The sequence below is a fragment of the Clavibacter michiganensis genome (assembly GCF_002151125.1).
Taxonomy (GTDB): domain Bacteria; phylum Actinomycetota; class Actinomycetes; order Actinomycetales; family Microbacteriaceae; genus Clavibacter; species Clavibacter michiganensis_C.
This window is the reverse complement of record NZ_MDJZ01000004.1, coordinates 139,338-154,675: the sequence shown is the minus strand read 5'-3', so window position 1 is coordinate 154,675 and position 15,338 is coordinate 139,338. Positions and strand designations below refer to the sequence as shown.

General features: G+C 73.7%; 15 protein-coding genes. 11 read left to right on the top strand and 4 right to left on the bottom strand.

Annotated elements, in window-relative coordinates; translation table 11 throughout:
* Positions 1 to 3: 3 nt before the first annotated feature.
* Complete coding sequence (gene mshC, locus BFL37_RS02050) at positions 4 to 1,287, top strand: cysteine--1-D-myo-inosityl 2-amino-2-deoxy-alpha-D-glucopyranoside ligase (RefSeq protein WP_086513506.1); 1,284 nt, start codon at positions 4 to 6, stop codon at positions 1,285 to 1,287.
* 50 nt (positions 1,288 to 1,337) lie between these two features.
* Here the strand turns inward: mshC and BFL37_RS02045 are convergent, their stop codons facing one another.
* The gene (locus BFL37_RS02045) at positions 1,338 to 2,288 is read right to left on the bottom strand and encodes a PAC2 family protein (RefSeq protein WP_086513505.1); all 951 of its coding nucleotides are present in this window, start codon (positions 2,286 to 2,288) and stop codon (positions 1,338 to 1,340) included.
* Positions 2,289 to 2,379: 91 nt separating this feature from the next.
* Here BFL37_RS02045 and BFL37_RS02040 point away from each other — a divergent pair, with 91 nt between their 5' ends.
* The 9 genes from BFL37_RS02040 (at position 2,380) to lnt (ending at position 12,760) form a co-directional block, all read left to right on the top strand.
* Positions 2,380 to 3,081 (top strand): HAD family hydrolase, encoded by a 702-nt coding sequence (locus BFL37_RS02040; RefSeq protein WP_086513504.1) that lies wholly within the window; start codon positions 2,380 to 2,382, stop codon positions 3,079 to 3,081.
* Entirely contained in the window at positions 3,078 to 4,142 is a 1,065-nt protein-coding gene (locus BFL37_RS02035; RefSeq protein ID WP_086513503.1) for a tRNA (adenine-N1)-methyltransferase, read from the top strand. Before BFL37_RS02040 ends, BFL37_RS02035 begins: the two co-directional genes overlap by 4 nt.
* Before the next feature lie 61 nt (positions 4,143 to 4,203).
* The gene (locus BFL37_RS02030) at positions 4,204 to 5,247 is read left to right on the top strand and encodes an FKBP-type peptidyl-prolyl cis-trans isomerase (RefSeq protein WP_086513502.1); all 1,044 of its coding nucleotides are present in this window, start codon (positions 4,204 to 4,206) and stop codon (positions 5,245 to 5,247) included.
* 48 nt (positions 5,248 to 5,295) lie between these two features.
* Positions 5,296 to 6,303, top strand: coding sequence for a helix-turn-helix transcriptional regulator (locus BFL37_RS02025; RefSeq protein ID WP_086513501.1), 1,008 nt, complete (start codon positions 5,296 to 5,298; stop codon positions 6,301 to 6,303).
* A complete protein-coding gene (locus BFL37_RS02020; RefSeq protein ID WP_086513500.1) occupies positions 6,300 to 7,289 on the top strand; it encodes a helix-turn-helix transcriptional regulator in 990 nt (329 codons plus the stop codon). The genes BFL37_RS02025 and BFL37_RS02020 overlap by 4 nt, the downstream gene beginning before the upstream one ends.
* Positions 7,290 to 7,490: 201 nt before the next feature.
* Positions 7,491 to 7,799, top strand: a complete 309-nt coding sequence (gene tatA, locus BFL37_RS02015; RefSeq protein WP_086513610.1) for a Sec-independent protein translocase subunit TatA — start codon at positions 7,491 to 7,493, stop codon at positions 7,797 to 7,799.
* A 54-nt stretch (positions 7,800 to 7,853) separates the two neighbouring features.
* Positions 7,854 to 8,606, top strand: a complete 753-nt coding sequence (tatC, locus tag BFL37_RS02010) for a twin-arginine translocase subunit TatC (protein WP_086513609.1) — start codon at positions 7,854 to 7,856, stop codon at positions 8,604 to 8,606.
* Positions 8,607 to 8,699: 93 nt separating this feature from the next.
* A complete protein-coding gene (locus BFL37_RS02005; RefSeq protein ID WP_086513499.1) occupies positions 8,700 to 11,171 on the top strand; it encodes a DEAD/DEAH box helicase in 2,472 nt (823 codons plus the stop codon).
* Positions 11,168 to 12,760, top strand: a complete 1,593-nt coding sequence (gene lnt, locus BFL37_RS02000) for an apolipoprotein N-acyltransferase (protein ID WP_172403719.1) — start codon at positions 11,168 to 11,170, stop codon at positions 12,758 to 12,760. The genes BFL37_RS02005 and lnt overlap by 4 nt, the downstream gene beginning before the upstream one ends.
* 80 nt (positions 12,761 to 12,840) lie before the next feature.
* On the opposite strand, the gene BFL37_RS01995 is transcribed toward lnt, so the two are convergent.
* Genes BFL37_RS01995 through BFL37_RS01985 form a run of 3 tightly spaced genes read right to left on the bottom strand, consistent with a single transcriptional unit; the run spans position 12,841 to position 14,369 of the window.
* The gene (locus BFL37_RS01995) at positions 12,841 to 13,206 is read right to left on the bottom strand and encodes an RNA polymerase-binding protein RbpA (RefSeq protein WP_086513498.1); all 366 of its coding nucleotides are present in this window, start codon (positions 13,204 to 13,206) and stop codon (positions 12,841 to 12,843) included.
* A 60-nt stretch (positions 13,207 to 13,266) separates the two neighbouring features.
* Positions 13,267 to 14,055: a glycerophosphodiester phosphodiesterase family protein gene (locus tag BFL37_RS01990; RefSeq protein WP_086513497.1), complete on the bottom strand. Its 789-nt coding sequence runs from the start codon at positions 14,053 to 14,055 to the stop codon at positions 13,267 to 13,269.
* Positions 14,052 to 14,369 (bottom strand): NfeD family protein, encoded by a 318-nt coding sequence (locus BFL37_RS01985; RefSeq protein WP_086513496.1) that lies wholly within the window; start codon positions 14,367 to 14,369, stop codon positions 14,052 to 14,054. Before BFL37_RS01985 ends, BFL37_RS01990 begins: the two co-directional genes overlap by 4 nt.
* A 175-nt stretch (positions 14,370 to 14,544) precedes the next feature.
* Between BFL37_RS01985 and BFL37_RS01980 the strand changes: the two genes are divergently transcribed.
* Positions 14,545 to 15,324: an SDR family oxidoreductase gene (locus tag BFL37_RS01980; protein WP_086513495.1), complete on the top strand. Its 780-nt coding sequence runs from the start codon at positions 14,545 to 14,547 to the stop codon at positions 15,322 to 15,324.
* Positions 15,325 to 15,338 lie beyond the last annotated feature (14 nt).

The following is a 15,338-nucleotide window of genomic DNA, read 5'->3' as shown; positions in this document are numbered from 1 at the left end:
CCCGTGCGCGCCTGGCCACGCCCCGTCGTCCCCGCCGTCGCGGGGGAGCCGCCCGTCCCCGCCCTGCACGACACGAGCACCGGATCCGTCCGCCCCGCCGAGTGCACGGGCGACGGCCGCGTGGGCCTCTACGTCTGCGGCATCACGCCCTACGACGCGACCCACATCGGGCACGCGTCCACCTACCTCGCCTTCGACACGCTCCAGCGCGTCTGGCTCGACCGCGGCTACGACGTGGCCTACGTGCAGAACGTGACCGACGTCGACGACCCGCTGCTCGAGCGCGCGACGGCCACGGGCGTCGACTGGCGCGACCTCGCCGCCGAGCAGGTCGAGCTCTTCCGCACCGACATGGAGGCGCTGCGGATCCTGCCGCCCGACTCCTACGTCGGCGTCACCGAGGTCGTCGACGAGGTCGCGTCCGCGGTCGCGGAGCTCGTCCGCCGCGGCACGGCCTACCCGGTCGCCACGCCCGACGCGGCCGAGGCCGGTGCACAGGACCTCTACTTCGACGTCGCCCGCGCGAGCGACGCGGGCCCGTGGGCGCTCGGCGACGAGAGCGGCTACGACCGCGACACCATGGCGGCGCTGTCGGCCGAGCGCGGCGGCGACCCGGAGCGGCCCGGCAAGCGCGACCCGCTGGATCCGCTCCTGTGGCGCGCCGAGCGCGCGGGCGAGCCGGCGTGGGACAGCGTCGTCGGCCGAGGCCGGCCCGGCTGGCACATCGAGTGCGCCGTCATCGCCCTGCGGAAGCTCGACCGTCCGGTCACCGTGCAGGGCGGCGGATCCGACCTGATCTTCCCGCACCACGAGATGTCGGCCGGCCACGCCTCGGCGCTCACGGGCGAGGACTTCGCGTGCGTCTACGCGCACAGCGGCATGGTCGCGTACCAGGGCGAGAAGATGAGCAAGTCGCTCGGCAACCTGGTGCTCGTCTCGCGCCTGCGGGCCGCCGGCGTGGATCCGCGCGCCATCCGACTCGCGCTCCTCGCGCAGCACTACCGCGCCGACTGGGAGTGGACGGACGCGCTCCTCGCGGAGTCCGTGGCGCGCCTCGCCGCCTGGGACGCCTGGGCCGCCGATGCGACGGCGCTGCCCGACGCCCACGCGGCGGAGCCGGGCGAGCTCGTCCAGCTCGTCCGCGAGCGCCTCTCCGACGACCTCGACACGCCCGGCGCGATCCTCCTGCTCGACCTCCGCGTCGCCACCGGCGTCCCCGCGACGCCGGTCGAGGTGGCCGCCGTCGACGCGCTCCTCGGCGTGGCCCTCGGGAGCCCGCCGGCCTGACCCGCGGTCCCGCCGGTGCCCGGTCCCCACTGCGCCGCCGGTCCTCCGGGCTACGGGTCCTTCGGATCCTTCGGCCGCCACGGCTCCTCGGGGCGGTCGTCGCCGCGGCCGCGCGGCCCGTCGCCCCGGCGGAGGTACTTCTCGAACTCCTGCGCGATGGCCTCGCCGCTCGCCTCGGGGGAGTCGACCGTGTCGCGGGCCTGCTCGAGCTGCTGGATGTAGGACGCCATGTCCTCGTCCTCGCCCGCGAGCTGGTCGATGCCGGCCTCCCACGTGGCGGCCTCCTCGATGAGCTCGCCGCGCGGGATGACCACGTCGACCATCTCCTCGAGCTTGTCGATGAGCGCGAGCGTGGCCTTGGGCGACGGCGCGCTGTGCACGTAGTGCGGCACGGACGCCCAGAGCGACACCGTGGGCATGCCCATCTCCTCGGCGCGCTGGGCGATGATGCTGAGGATCCCGACCGGACCCTCGTACGTGCTCCGCTCGATGCCGAGCTCCGTGCGCACGGCGGCGTTCTCGCTCGTGGAGTAGACGGAGATGGGCCGCGTGTGCGGCACGTCGGCGAGCAGCGCCCCGAGCAGCACGACGCCCTCGACCCCGGCGGCGCGCGCCGCGTCCAGCACCTCGGCGGTGAACGCCGTCCAGTGCCTCGACGGCTCGACGCCGAGCAGGAGGTGGATGCTGCCGCCGTTGTCGCCGCTCACGCCGAGCTGCGCGTCGGCGGCCAGGTCGTGTCCGGGCCGGCGCGGCTGCTGGGGACCGTAGAGCGTGGCGCCCGGCCACTCGAGCTCGCGGGTGCCGTCCTCCGCGAAGCCGATGGTGGGGCGGTTGAACTGGAAGTCGAAGTAGTCCTCGGGATCCACCGACGACACCGCCTCGAGGTCGAGCAGGTCCTTCAGCGCCCGGACCGCTCCGCTGGCGGCCTCGCCCGCGTCGTTCCAGCCCTCGAAGGCGACGACCAGCAGCCGTCCGCTCACGAACCTCTCGGCATCCGCCACGTGACTCCCGTTCCGTCTCGGCTCGGACCGCCCGGCCGGCGGTCATCGTACGATCCTAGGACGCACCGCCCCGCCGGTAGACTCGCTCCCCGTGATCAGCAACAGACCCGCGGCCGTCCTCTGGGACATGGACGGCACCATCGTGGACACGGAGCCCTACTGGATGGTGGCGGAGGAGGCGCTGGTCGGCTCCTTCGGCGGCACGTGGACGCACGAGGACGGGCTCCGGCTCGTCGGCAACGGCCTGCCCGACTCGGCCCGGATCCTCCAGGAGGCCGGCGTCGACCTGCCGGCCGGGGAGATCATCGACCGGCTGAGCGACCGAGTGATGGAGCAGATCCTCGTCGAGGTGCCGTGGCGCCCGGGTGCCAGGGAGCTCCTGCGGGAGATCCGCGAGGCCGGCGTCCCCACCGCGCTCGTCACCATGAGCATCGGCCGCATGGCGCGCCAGGTCGCTGACGCGGTGCCGTTCGACGCGTTCGACCACGTCGTCGCCGGTGACGACGTCACCCGCAGCAAGCCCCACCCCGAGGCCTACCTCGCCGCCGCCCGGCTGCTCGGCGTCGACATCCGCGACTGCGTCGCCATCGAGGACTCCGCCCCGGGTGTCGCCTCCGCGACCGCGTCGGGCGCGACCGTCATCGCCGTCCCGCACCACGTCCCGCTCCCGCTCCCCGCCGACGACGCCTACGCGCTCTGGGACACGCTCGCCGGCCGCACGCTCGCCGACCTCAGGTCCGTCCACGCCGACCGCCGGGCCGCGGCGCCGATCCCGGACGAGGTGCGCGCATGACCGTCGACACCGCCGCCGCGCGCTTCAGCGGACCGTTCCGCGCGGGCGACCGCGTGCAGCTCACGGGCCCCAAGGGCCGCCTCAACACGATCCTGCTCGAGCCCGGCAAGGTGTTCCACACCCACCGCGGCATGATCGACCACGACGACCTCATCGGCCTGCCGGACGGCAGCGTCGTGAAGAACAGCGCGGGCATCGAGTGCCTGGCGCTCCGGCCGCTGCTCTCCGACGTCGTCATGTCGATGCCGCGCGGCGCCGCCATCATCTACCCGAAGGACGCCGCGCAGATCCTCGGCCTGGCCGACGTGTTCCCCGGCGCCACCGTCGTGGAGGCGGGGGTCGGGTCCGGCGCCCTCTCCATGTGGCTGCTGCGGGCCCTCGGTCCGACCGGCACGCTGCTCTCCTTCGAGCGCCGCGAGGAGTTCGCGGACGTCGCCCGCGGCAACGTCTCGAGCTACTTCGGCCACAGCCCGGAGAACTGGTCCATCACCCTGGGCGACCTGGCGGAGGCGCTGCCGACCGTCACCGAGCCGCACTCCGTCGACCGCGTGATCCTCGACATGCTCGCGCCGTGGGAGTGCGTCGACGCGGTGGCCGAGGCGCTCACGCCCGGCGGCGTCCTGCTCTGCTACGTCGCCACCGTCACGCAGCTGTCGCGCGTCGCCGAGGCTCTCCGCGACTCGGGGCTCTTCACGAACCCCGACGCGAGCGAGACGATGATCCGCGGCTGGCACGTGGAGGGCCTCGCCGTCCGTCCCGAGCACCGCATGATCGGGCACACGGGCTTCCTCATCACGGCCCGCCGCCTCGCCCCGGGATCCGTCCTGCCGCAGCTCAAGCGCCGGGCGTCGAAGTCCGACTTCAGCGACGAGGACATGGAGGCCTGGACCCCGGGATCGCTCGGCGAGCGCCGGGTGAGCGACAAGGTCCTGCGCAAGCGCGTCCGCATCGCGGAGCACGGCGCGCAGCTCGCGGGTGCACGGGACGCGGGCGTCGCGGGCGACGGGGTCGTCCCGGACGACGCGCCCGATGCGCCGGAGCGCCCCGACCCCACCGCCTAGGATGACAGGGCCGATCACGCGGGTGCGTGCCGGCCATCCCCACCATCGAAAGAGGAGTCACGTGCGCCGTTCCGCCGCGCTCACCGTCTGCGCAGGGCTCGTCCTGACGCTCGCCGCCTGCAGCCCGTCCGGCTCCGGATCCGGTGCCGCGGCGGATTGCACGCCCCTCGCCCAGCCCGGCACGTCGTCGAGCACGGTCACCGCGACCGGCGAGGTGGGCAGCGCGCCCGCCTCGGTCGAGTTCCCCACGCCGCTCAAGCCCTCGGGCATCGAGGTCTCCACCCTCGTCGAGGGCGACGGGGCGAGGGTCCAGCCGCACCAGGGCATCACGGCCGCCGCCTCCATCGTCGACGGCAAGACCGGCGAGGACCTCGCGGAGTACGCCCGCATCGCGCCGAACGCCCGCACCACCGGCTCCCCGCTGTTCACGCCGGCCTCCCTGAGCGAGAACCTGCCGTACCTCGAGGACGCGATGACGTGCATGCCCGTCGGCTCGCGGCTCGCCGTCACGGTCCCCGTGTCCACGGTCTTCCCCGGCCAGGACCTCTCGGCCCAGGGCCTGGACGCCACCGACGGCCTCGTCCTCATCGTCGACATCACCTCGTCCTTCCCGGAGAAGGCCGCCGGCGAGCCGCGGCCCGCCCAGGCGGGCTTCCCGTCCGTCGTCACGACGGACGACGGCGTCCCCGGGATCACCATCCCGCCGAGCACGCCGCCCACCGAGTACCGGGACGCCCTGCTCCGCGCGGGCGACGGGGACGAGGTCGGCGACGGCGACACCGTCACGCTGCAGTACACGGGCGTCGTCTGGGGGACGAGCACGTCGGCCGAGAGGCAGGCCGTGTTCGGATCCAGCTGGACCGGCGGCGGACCGCTGCAGGTGCCCGCCACCGCCACCACGTCCGCGCCCTCGACGGGAGCCGCCTCCTCGCTGGTCGTCACGCCCGGCCTCGCCAAGGCGCTCGTCGGCAAGCACGTCGGCGACCAGGTCATCGCGGTCGTCCCCCCGGGCGACGGCTTCGGCGATCAGGCCTCGGCCACGGTGCCCGCGGGTTCCACGCTCGTCTACGTGGTGGATATCCTCGGGACGAGCACCACCAAGTAACGACGCATCGCCACCGGCCGGGGGCTGCACCGACGTGAGGACCACCGCGTGCCCGACACATCCCGCCGACCGACCGTGCCGGTGGAGGAGCGCCTGTTCAGCCTCGTGCTGGCTCTGCTCGCCACCGAGCAGGGCCTGACGAAGAACGAGGTCCTCTCCAGCGTCCAGGGGTACCGGCAGCGGTACCGCGCCGGCGGCGACAACGCCAACCTCGAGCGGCAGTTCGAGCGCGACAAGGACGACATCCGCGACCTCGGCGTCCCGCTCGAGACCGTGGAGGCGCCCGGCCAGGAGGGCAACAACCAGCTCCTGCGCTACCGGATCCCGCGCGGCGCCTACGAGCTCCCCGCCGACCTCTCGTTCACGCCGGAGGAGACGACGCTCCTCAACCTCGCGGCCATGGTGTGGCGCGAGGGGTCGCTGTCGGGGGAGTCCCGGCGCGCGCTCATCAAGCTGCGCTCGCTGGGGGTGGAGTCCGACGACCCGGTCATCGGCTACGCGCCCCGGCTGCGCACGCGCGAGGCGGCGTTCGCGCCGTTGAGCGTCGCGCTGGAGCGCCACGTGCTCGTCGCCTTCGGCTACCTCAAGCCGGGTGAGCGCACGGCCCGGATCCGCACGGTCGCGCCCCTCGCGCTCGTGCAGCACCAGGGGCGATGGCACCTGCACGGCATCGACCAGGACGCCGACGGACCGCGCACGTTCCTCCTGTCCCGCATCGTCGACCGCGTGCGCGTGACGAGCCGCGGCTTCGTGCCCGAGGGGGAGGACCACGCCGAGCGCGCCCTCGCCGACCTCGACCGCGTGTGGGCGAACGGCGTCGGCGAGGTCGCGGTGGCCCCCGGGTCCGACGCGGAGATCCGCCTGCGCCGCCGCCGCGGCACCGAGGAGCTCGGCGACGACCGTCTCCGGGTCCACTACTCGGACACGAACCTCTTCGCCGACGAGGTCGCGGGCTTCGGGCCGGAGGCGCGCGTGATCTCGCCGCCGCGGCTGCGGGACGCCGTGCGCGCCCGGCTCGCCGAGACCGTCGCCGCCCACCGGGAGGACGCATCATGACCGACCGCGCCACGCCGCTCCAGGCGCAGGACAAGCTGGCGTTCCTGCTGGCCCTGGTGCCGTACCTCACCGACCACGGCCGCGTCAGCGTGACGCAGGCGGCCGCGCACTTCCGGGTGCCGCCGGAGCAGATCCGCCAGGCCGTGCGCCTCATCGCCGTGTCGGGCGTGCCGGGATCCACGGCCTCGTACCAGCACGGGGACCTGTTCGACATCGCCTGGGACGACTTCGAGGACAACGACCAGATCGTCATCACGCACATGGTCGCGATCGACGACTCGCCGCGGTTCTCGGCCCGGGAGGCGGCCGCGCTCATCGCCGGCCTCCAGTACGTCTCGTCCCAGGCGGACGCGAGCGACCTCGACCTCGTCGGCCAGCTCATGGCCAAGCTCGCCCGCGGGTCGTCGGCGCGCCCCAGCCAGGTCGCCGTCGCGGCAGGCGGCGGCGACGGCACGCGCGACGACCTGCGACGGGCCATCGCGGACGAGCGCCGCGTCGAGTTCGACTACCGGAGCCCGCGCGGCGGCACGGAGCGCCGCGTCGTGGACCCGCTGCGCCTGGAGTCGATGGACGAGGACTGGTACCTGCGCGGCTGGGACCTCGCTCGCGGCGCGGTCCGCACCTTCCGCCTCGACCGCCTCGACGAGCTCGTGGTCACCGACCTGCCCCCCGAGCACCGGCCGCAGGACGTGGTCCTCGGCGACACGCTGTTCGAGCCCAGCCCCGACGACCTGCGCGTGACGCTCGAGGTGGCGGAGGCCGCCCTGCCGCTCCTCGGCGACTTCGTGGGGGACGAGCGGCCGGAGCCCGTCGCCGGCCGGCCGGGCCGCGTCGCCGTGACCGTGCGCGTGGCCCACTACCAGGGCCTCGTCCGCCTCGTCGCCGGCATGGCGGGCGTCGTCGTCGTCACGTCGCCGCCGGAGGCCCGGGCGGCCGTCGCCGAGTGGGCCGCGCGGGCCGCGGCGGCGTACGACGTCGCCGGCTGATCCGCGGCACCGAGCGATCCGCGACCGGCCTCCGAAGACACCCCGTCGGGAGGATGCCGTCGGGGACGGCCTGTCCGCCGAGGGGAACTCCCGGTGAACCACGGCGCCGAGCAGGGTGTCCTGGAGGGTCGCGAAGGTACACTCTCCCTGGATCCCGACAACGACCGTCCGGCCCCTCCTGACCTAAGGAATGTGAACCACATGCTCGGAAACGCCTTCAGCGGCTGGCACCTCGTCATCATCCTCGTCGTCATCGTGCTGCTCTTCGGCTCCACGAAGCTGCCGGCCCTCGCCAAGAGCGTCGGCCAGTCCATGCGCATCTTCAAGGGCGAGGTGAAGACGATGAAGGAGGAGAGCGGGTCCGACCGCCGCGACGACCTCCGCGACGACACCCGCGAGGAGAACCGACGCCGCGACGAGGAGCGCTACCGCGCGGACGACCGCGCCCGCGACTCCGCCCCGCGCTACGACTCCCCGCGCGACGGCGGGGACTCCCGCCCCCGCGCCTGATCCGTGAGCACCACCGAGCGTCCCCGCCAGAAGAAGCGGGACGCGGAGGGACGCATGTCCCTCGTCCAGCACCTGCTGGAGCTGAAGAAGCGCCTGTTCATCGCGGGCGTCGCGATCATCGTCGCGATGGTCGCGGGGTGGTTCCTGTCGACGTTCGTCCTCGAGGCGCTGCGACAGCCCATCGAGGAGATCAACGCCGAGCAGGGGCGGAACGCGAGCCTCAACTTCCCGACCATCACGTCGGCGTTCGACCTGCGGCTGCAGATCGCCCTGTACGTGGGCCTCATCATCTCCAGCCCCGTGTGGCTCTACCAGGTGTTCGCGTTCCTGGTCCCGGGCCTCACGAAGACGGAGCGCCGCTACACGTTCGGCTTCTTCTTCTCCGCCGTGCCGCTGTTCCTCGCGGGATGCGCGGCCGGCTGGTTCGTGCTGCCGCACATCGTCGCGCTGCTCACCCAGTTCGCGGGGGAGGGGGACTCGTCGTTCATCACGGCCCGCGAGTACTTCGACTTCGTCCTGAAGCTGGTCTTCGCGGTGGGCATCGCGTTCGTGCTGCCGGTGTTCCTCGTGCTGTTCAACTTCATGGGGATCCTGACCGGCAAGGCGATCATCACGTCGTGGCGGATCGCGATCCTGCTGATCGTCCTGTTCTGCGCCATCGCCACGCCGGCGGCCGACGTCATGTCGATGTTCCTCTTGGCCGTCCCGATGACGCTGCTGTACCTCCTGGCCGCGGGCATCGCGCTCCTCAACGACCGGCGGCGCGCGCGCAAGGCCGCCGCGATGACGGACGACCTGCTGTCCTGATCCGCCCGACCCGACGCCCGTCCCGCGAGGGGCGGGCGTCGTCGCGTCCCCGCCCGGCCGGCGCCCGGATCCGGAGCCTAGGATGGCGGCATCGTGACAGACCAGCTCTCGCCCGCCGAACGCTACGCGGCCTCCCGCACCCGCCGCAGCCTCCCGCTCCTCGAGTCGTTCGCGAGCGGCCTGCGCTTCGACCTCGACCCCTTCCAGCGCGCCGCCGCCGAGTCGCTGGAGAACGGCCGCAGCGTCCTCGTCGCGGCGCCGACGGGAGCGGGCAAGACCGTCGTCGCGGAGTTCGCCGTCTACCTCGCGATGCAGCGGCCGAGCGCGAAGATCTTCTACACGGCGCCGATGAAGGCCCTCAGCAACCAGAAGTACGCCGAGCTCGTGGCCGAGTACGGGCCCGACGAGGTGGGCCTTCTCACCGGCGACACCAACGTCAACAGCCGCGCGCGCATCGTCGTGATGACGACCGAGGTGCTGCGGAACATGCTCTACGCCGACTCCGACCTGCTGCGCGACCTCGCCTTCGTGATCATGGACGAGGTGCACTATCTGGCCGACCGCTTCCGCGGCGCCGTGTGGGAGGAGGTCATCATCCACCTCCCGCAGAGCGTGCGGATGATCTCGCTGAGCGCCACCGTCTCGAACGCCGAGGAGTTCGGCGACTGGCTGCAGGCGGTGCGCGGCGAGACGGACGTCATCGTCTCGGAGGAGCGGCCGGTGCCGCTCGAGCAGCACGTCATCGTGCGGCAGCGCATGGTCGACCTGTTCGACTCGTCGGGCCTCGCGGCGACGCACCGGGTGAACCCCGAGCTCGTCCGCATGACGCACGGCGGCGGCCGCGAGGCCGTGCGCGTGCGCGGCGGGCAGGGCCACTCGCGGGGCCGCGCGGGAGCGGGCGGCGGATCCGGCCGTCGGGCTCCCGGGCCGTGGGACCGCGGCCGCATGGACCGGCCCGAGGTCGTCGCCCTCCTCGAGGAGCGCAACCTGCTCCCCGCCATCTTCTTCATCTTCAGCCGCGCCGGCTGCGACGCCGCGGTGAAGCAGGTGCTGCGCGCCGGCGTCCGCCTCACCCACGCGCATGAGCGCGACGAGATCCGCGCGGTCGTGGAGGAGCGCTGCCGCACCCTGCGCGACGAGGACCTCGCCGTCCTCGGCTACTGGGAGTGGCTCGAGGGCCTGGAGCGCGGGGTCGCGGCGCACCACGCGGGCATGCTCCCCGCCTTCAAGGAGGTCGTCGAGGAGCTCTTCCAGCGCAAGCTGGTGAAGGCCGTGTTCGCGACGGAGACGCTCGCCCTCGGCATCAACATGCCGGCGCGCACCGTCGTCCTCGAGCAGCTGGAGAAGTTCAACGGCGAGGCGCGCGTCCCGCTGACGCCGGGGGAGTACACGCAGCTCACGGGCCGCGCCGGCCGCCGGGGCATCGACGTCGAGGGCCACGCGGTCATCCAGTGGAAGGACGGGCTGGATCCGCAGGCCGTCGCCTCCCTCGCCTCCCGCCGCACCTACCCGCTCAACTCGAGCTTCCGGCCGACCTACAACATGGCCGTCAACCTGATCGACCAGTTCGGACGGGAGCGCACGCGCGAGGTGCTCGAGTCGTCGTTCGCGCAGTTCCAGGCCGACCGCGCCGTCGTGGACCTCGCGCGCAAGGTCCGCACGCAGGAGGAGTCGCTCGCCGGATACGAGAAGGCGATGGTCTGCCACCTCGGCGACTTCCGCGAGTACTCCGGCCTCCGCCGCGAGCTCAGCGACCTCGAGCGCGCGACCGCCGCCCGCGCCGACATGCAGCAGCCCGGGCAGCACGGCGAGCGCGACAAGCGGCAGCGCCAGCTGACGGATCTCCGTCGCCGGATGAAGGCGCACCCCTGCCACGCGTGCAAGGACCGCGAGTCGCACGCGCGCTGGGCGGAGCGCTGGTGGCGCCTCAAGCGGCAGACGGATGCGCTCGGCCAGCAGATCCGCACCCGCACCAACGCGGTCGCGAAGGTCTTCGACCGCGTCACCGAGCTGCTGCTCTCGCTCGGCTACCTCAAGCGCGCCGCCGACGGCCAGGTCGCGCCGACGCCCAACGGCCGGATGCTCAAGCGCATCTACGGCGACCGGGACCTGCTCATCGCGGAGTGCCTGCGCACCCAGGTCTGGGTGGACCTCGATCCCGCCGCCCTCGCCGCCATGGCCGCCTCGCTCGTGTACCAGCCGCGCCGTGACGAGGGCGACCGCAACGACCGCAACCTGCCCCGTGGCGCGTTCCGGCCCGCCCTCGAGCGCACGGAGGAGATCTGGTCCCGGCTCGACGACGTCGAGCGGGAGCGCCGACTCCCGACGACCGACCCGCTGTCGACCGGCCTGTGCGCCCCCATGCACCGGTGGGCGCGCGGCGGCAGCCTCGACGCCGTGCTCGACGAGGCCGACCTCGCCGCGGGCGACTTCGTGCGCTGGACGAAGCAGACCATCGACCTGCTCGATCAGCTCTCCGTCGTGGCCGACGGCCCCGTGTCCCGGAACGCTCGCACGGCGCTCGACAGCATCCGGCGCGGCATCGTCGCGTACTCGTCGGTGTGACCGCGCTCGCCCGGGCTCCCCGTCGGGAGCGCTCCGTCCCCGCGCCCGACCGCGCCCCCTCGGTGCCCGTCCGCCCGCCGTTGCCGCTGTGGGGTGCGCTCCTCGCCGCCGCCGCGTCCGGACCCGTGATGGACGCGGCCTTCCCCGACCGCGGGCTGTGGCCGCTCGTCTTCCCCGGCATCGCCCTCGTGCTCCTCGCCCTGCGCGGTCGTCGTGCGGGGCCGGCCTTCCTCATCGGGCTCGTGGCGGGGCTCGCGTTCTACCTCACGCACATCGAGTGGGCGTCGCTCTACCTCGGGCCCGTGCCGTGGATCGCGCTGTCCGCCCTGGAATCGCTGTTCGTCGCGACCGGGGCGGTCGCCATCGCCACGGCCACGCGCTGGATCCCCCGGGCCTTCCCCACGGTCGCCGGCCGCGTGGTGCTGCTGCCGGTCGCGGTCGCCGGCCTGTGGACGGCCCGCGAGGCGATCTCGGCGGTCTGGCCGTACGGCGGATTCGCGTGGGGCCGGGTGTCCCTGTCGCAGTCGGAGAGCCCGTTCGCGCACCTCGTGACGTGGCTCGGGCTGTCCGGCCTCTCCTTCGTGCTCGTGCTCCTCGTCGCGCTCCTGCTGGAGCTCGCGGCGGAGGAGCGCGTGCGTCGGGCGAGTAGGGCGCTCGTGGCGGGGATCGCCGTCGCCCTGGTGCTCGTCGTGCCCGCGTTCCCGGTCGCGACCACGGGCACCACGCGCGTCGCCGCGGTGCAGGGGAACGCCAAGGCGGGCTACTTCGACGGCGCGCGCTACGGCGACATCCTGCGCGCGCACCTCGCCGCGACGGCGGAGATCCCGTCGGACACCGGCATCGACATGGTGGTCTGGCCCGAGAACGCGGCCGACGCGGATCCGCTCCGCGACCCGGGTGCCGCCGCCGCCCTCGACCGCGTGGTCGACCGCCTCGGGGCGCCGCTCGTCGTGGGCACGGTGACCGAGCGCGACGACCGGTTCTACAACGAGTCTCTCGTGTGGACCGGGGGAGGGGCATCGGACCTCTACGACAAGAAGCACCCCGTCCCCTTCGGCGAGTACGTGCCCGACCGCGCGTTCTGGGAGCCGTTCGCGCCGGACCTCATCGGCCTCATCCAGCGCGAGTACACGCCCGGTACGACGGACCAGGTGATGGACGTCGCCGGGGTGACTGCCGGCATCGCCATCTGCTTCGACATCGTCGACGACCAGCTGACGACCGACATGGTGCACGAGGGCGCGGATCTCATCCTCGCCCAGTCGAACAACGCCGACTTCGGCCGCACCGACGAGAGCGTGCAGCAGCTGGCCATCGCCCGGATGCGCGCCCTCGAGACGGGACGCAGCGTGGTCAACATCTCGACCGTCGGCACCAGCGCGATCGTCGCCCCGGACGGCCGGGACATCGACCGGCTGCCGTGGTTCACCGCGGGGTCGATGGTGGTCGACGTGCCGACCGCCGACGTCGTGACCCCGGCGATCCTCGTCGGGCGCGACATCGAGTGGCTCGTCTCGGGGCTCGGCCTCGGTGCGCTGGCCGTCGCCGGCCTCGCCCTCGGGCGCCGAGGTCGTCGCGCCGCCCGCTGACCGACGGTCGCCCCCACGCAGAGGAGCACCCCCCGGCGATGCCGAGGGGTGCTCCGGGGCCCGCGAGCGGAGGGGTCCGGTCAGGCGCCGATGCGGTGCTGACCGCGCCGCGCGCGGAGGGTGGCGAGGCGCTCCTCGAGGAGCTCCTCCAGCTCGGCGCGCGTCCGGCGCTCGAGCAGCATGTCCCAGTGGCTCCGGGGGACCTTCGCCTCGACCTCGTCGTGGGCGACGGGTGCGCCCTCGGCGTCGAGGAGGCGTCCCTCCATGCCGCTCTTCGGCGACTCCCAGATCTCGGGGACCTCGGCCTCCGCCGAGAACACGACCTCGAAGGTGGTGCCGTCGGCCGTGCGGTACGTCTTCCTCTGCCGGGGGGAGAAGCTGACGCCCTCCTCGCTCTGCAGGCTCGTGGACCCGAGCCGCATCCCGCGCAAGCTGCGATCTGCCATGGTGGTCTCCTCTCGCGATGCACTCCCCGTTGTAAACCGCGCGGCTGTGAGGATCCTTTCTCAGGACGCCCGGTTCCCAGGCGAATCCCAGTCCCTGCGGCGGAGGACGCCGAGCGCGAGATCGGGACGGTCGGTCACTACGCCGTGCACCCCCGCGCTGACCAGGCGGATCATCTCGTCGGGGTCGTCGACGGTCCAGACGTGCACCTCGCGGACGGCGCGGGCGAGCCGGGAGACCATCCCGGGGGAGGTGGTGCGGATCCCCAGCACCCGGCCCGGCATCTGGACGGCGTCGACGCCGCGGAGGGCGAGGCGGACGACCGGCGCGAGCGCGAGCCGGGCGCCGAGGACCGCGAGCACGAGACGGCCCGCGTCGGCGGACGTCACCGCGCCGGGGAGGAGCGCGGCCGTACGCCGGCGGCGCGAGGACGAGAACGAGGTGACCAGCACCCGGTCGACGGCGTCGGCCGCGCGGATCGCGCGGGCGGCGGCCGCGGGGGCGTCCCGGCCCTTCACGTCGACGTTCAGCCGGGCGCCGGGCAACGCCTCGAGGAGCTCCGCGAGCGTGGCGATGCGCGCGCCGGATCCGAGGTCCATTGCCCGCAGGTCCGCGAGGGTCGCGTCGCGGAGGCGGCCGGGGCGGCCGGTGAGCCGGCGCAGGTCGTCGTCGTGCCAGAGCACGCACACGCCGTCGGCCGTGACGCGGACGTCGGTCTCGAGGTGCGTCACGCCGAGCTCCCATGCCGCGCGGAAGGCGTCGAGCGTGTTCTCCGTGGCGCCGGATCCGGTCCACCCGCGGTGCGCGAGGACGCGCGGGACGTCGCCGTCGAACCAGGCGCCGCGCGTCACGCGGGGCGCACGTCGTCGTCGGGCGCGGCGGGGGAGCCGGCCGCCCGGAGCGCGTCATCGCCGGGAGGGGCGTCGACCGGGAGCGCGCGCAGCAGGGCGGGACGCGCGGCCGGGAGCAGCACGGCCGCGGCCGCGACGCCGACGAGGGCCTGCAGCCACCAGGGCGATCCGACGAGCCCGGAGACCAGGCCGGCCAGGGCGGCGGAGCCGATGCAGAGGCCGACGAGGTCGAGCCGCCGCATCTCCACGAGGACCGCCGCGACGATCAGCGCGAGCCAGGCGATCCAGGCGTGGTCGTCGAGGAGGACCGTCACCCGCTGCCCCCTCGCTCCGCCGATCGGATGCCCCGAACCTAGCCCACCGGACGGACGGCGGGCGATAGGCTCTCCTGGCCGTGAGCTTGGTGTCCCGCCCGCGCGGCCGTCCCGACCCGTCCCTCGCGGACGACCCGTCGCGCGCATCGGCGCGCACCCCTGGAGGAGTACCGCTGTGAGCACCGTCGACGAGATCCGCCCCTTCGCCCCCGACGAGCTCCGCGGCCGCCGCGCGCTCGTCACCGGCTCCTCGCGCGGCATCGGCGCCGACACGGTCGCGTATCTCGCGGAGGCGGGCGCCGACGTCGTCGTCAACTACCGCAACAAGGCCGCGCGCGCCGAGAAGCTCGTCGCCAAGCTGGTCGAGGGCGGGACGAAGGCCATCGCTGTGGGCGCCGACCTCACGGATCCGGAGTCCGTCGACCGGCTGATGGGGACCGTCCGCGTGGAGCTCGGCGGCCTCGACGTCCTCGTGCTCAACGCCTCGGGCGGCATGGAGAGCGGCATGGCCGAGGACTACGCCATGACCCTGAACCGCGACGCCCAGCTGAACGTCCTGCGGAGCGCTCTGCCGCTCCTGTCCGAGGGCGGGCGGGTCGTCTTCGTCACCAGCCACCAGGCGCACTTCATCCGCACCACGCCGACCATGCCCGAGTACGAGGGCGTCGCCCGCAGCAAGCGCGCGGGCGAGGACGCCCTCCGCGAGCTGCTGCCCGAGCTCGACGAGCGGGGAATCGGCTTCGTCGTCGTCTCCGGCGACATGATCGAGGGCACCATCACGGCGACGCTCCTCGGGCGCATGAACCCCGAGGCCATCCAGCAGCGCAAGGAGGCGTCCGGCGGCCTCTACAACGTGTCGCAGTTCGCGGCCGAGGTCGCCCGCGCGGTCGTCGACCCGATCCCCGCGGACCACACGCGTCTCGTGGGCGACACGGGCAGCTTCCAGCCGGAGTGACCCGAGGGCGGGCG

Coding starts and splice junctions, on each gene's coding strand:
- BFL37_RS02035 (WP_086513503.1), top strand. CDS start 3,078: ATGACCGTCGACACCGCCGCCGCGCGCTTCAGCGGACCGTTCCGCGCG.
- BFL37_RS02020 (WP_086513500.1), top strand. CDS start 6,300: ATGACCGACCGCGCCACGCCGCTCCAGGCGCAGGACAAGCTGGCGTTC.
- tatA (WP_086513610.1), top strand. CDS start 7,491: ATGCTCGGAAACGCCTTCAGCGGCTGGCACCTCGTCATCATCCTCGTC.
- tatC (WP_086513609.1), top strand. CDS start 7,854: ATGTCCCTCGTCCAGCACCTGCTGGAGCTGAAGAAGCGCCTGTTCATC.
- BFL37_RS01995 (WP_086513498.1), bottom strand. CDS start 13,206: ATGGCAGATCGCAGCTTGCGCGGGATGCGGCTCGGGTCCACGAGCCTG.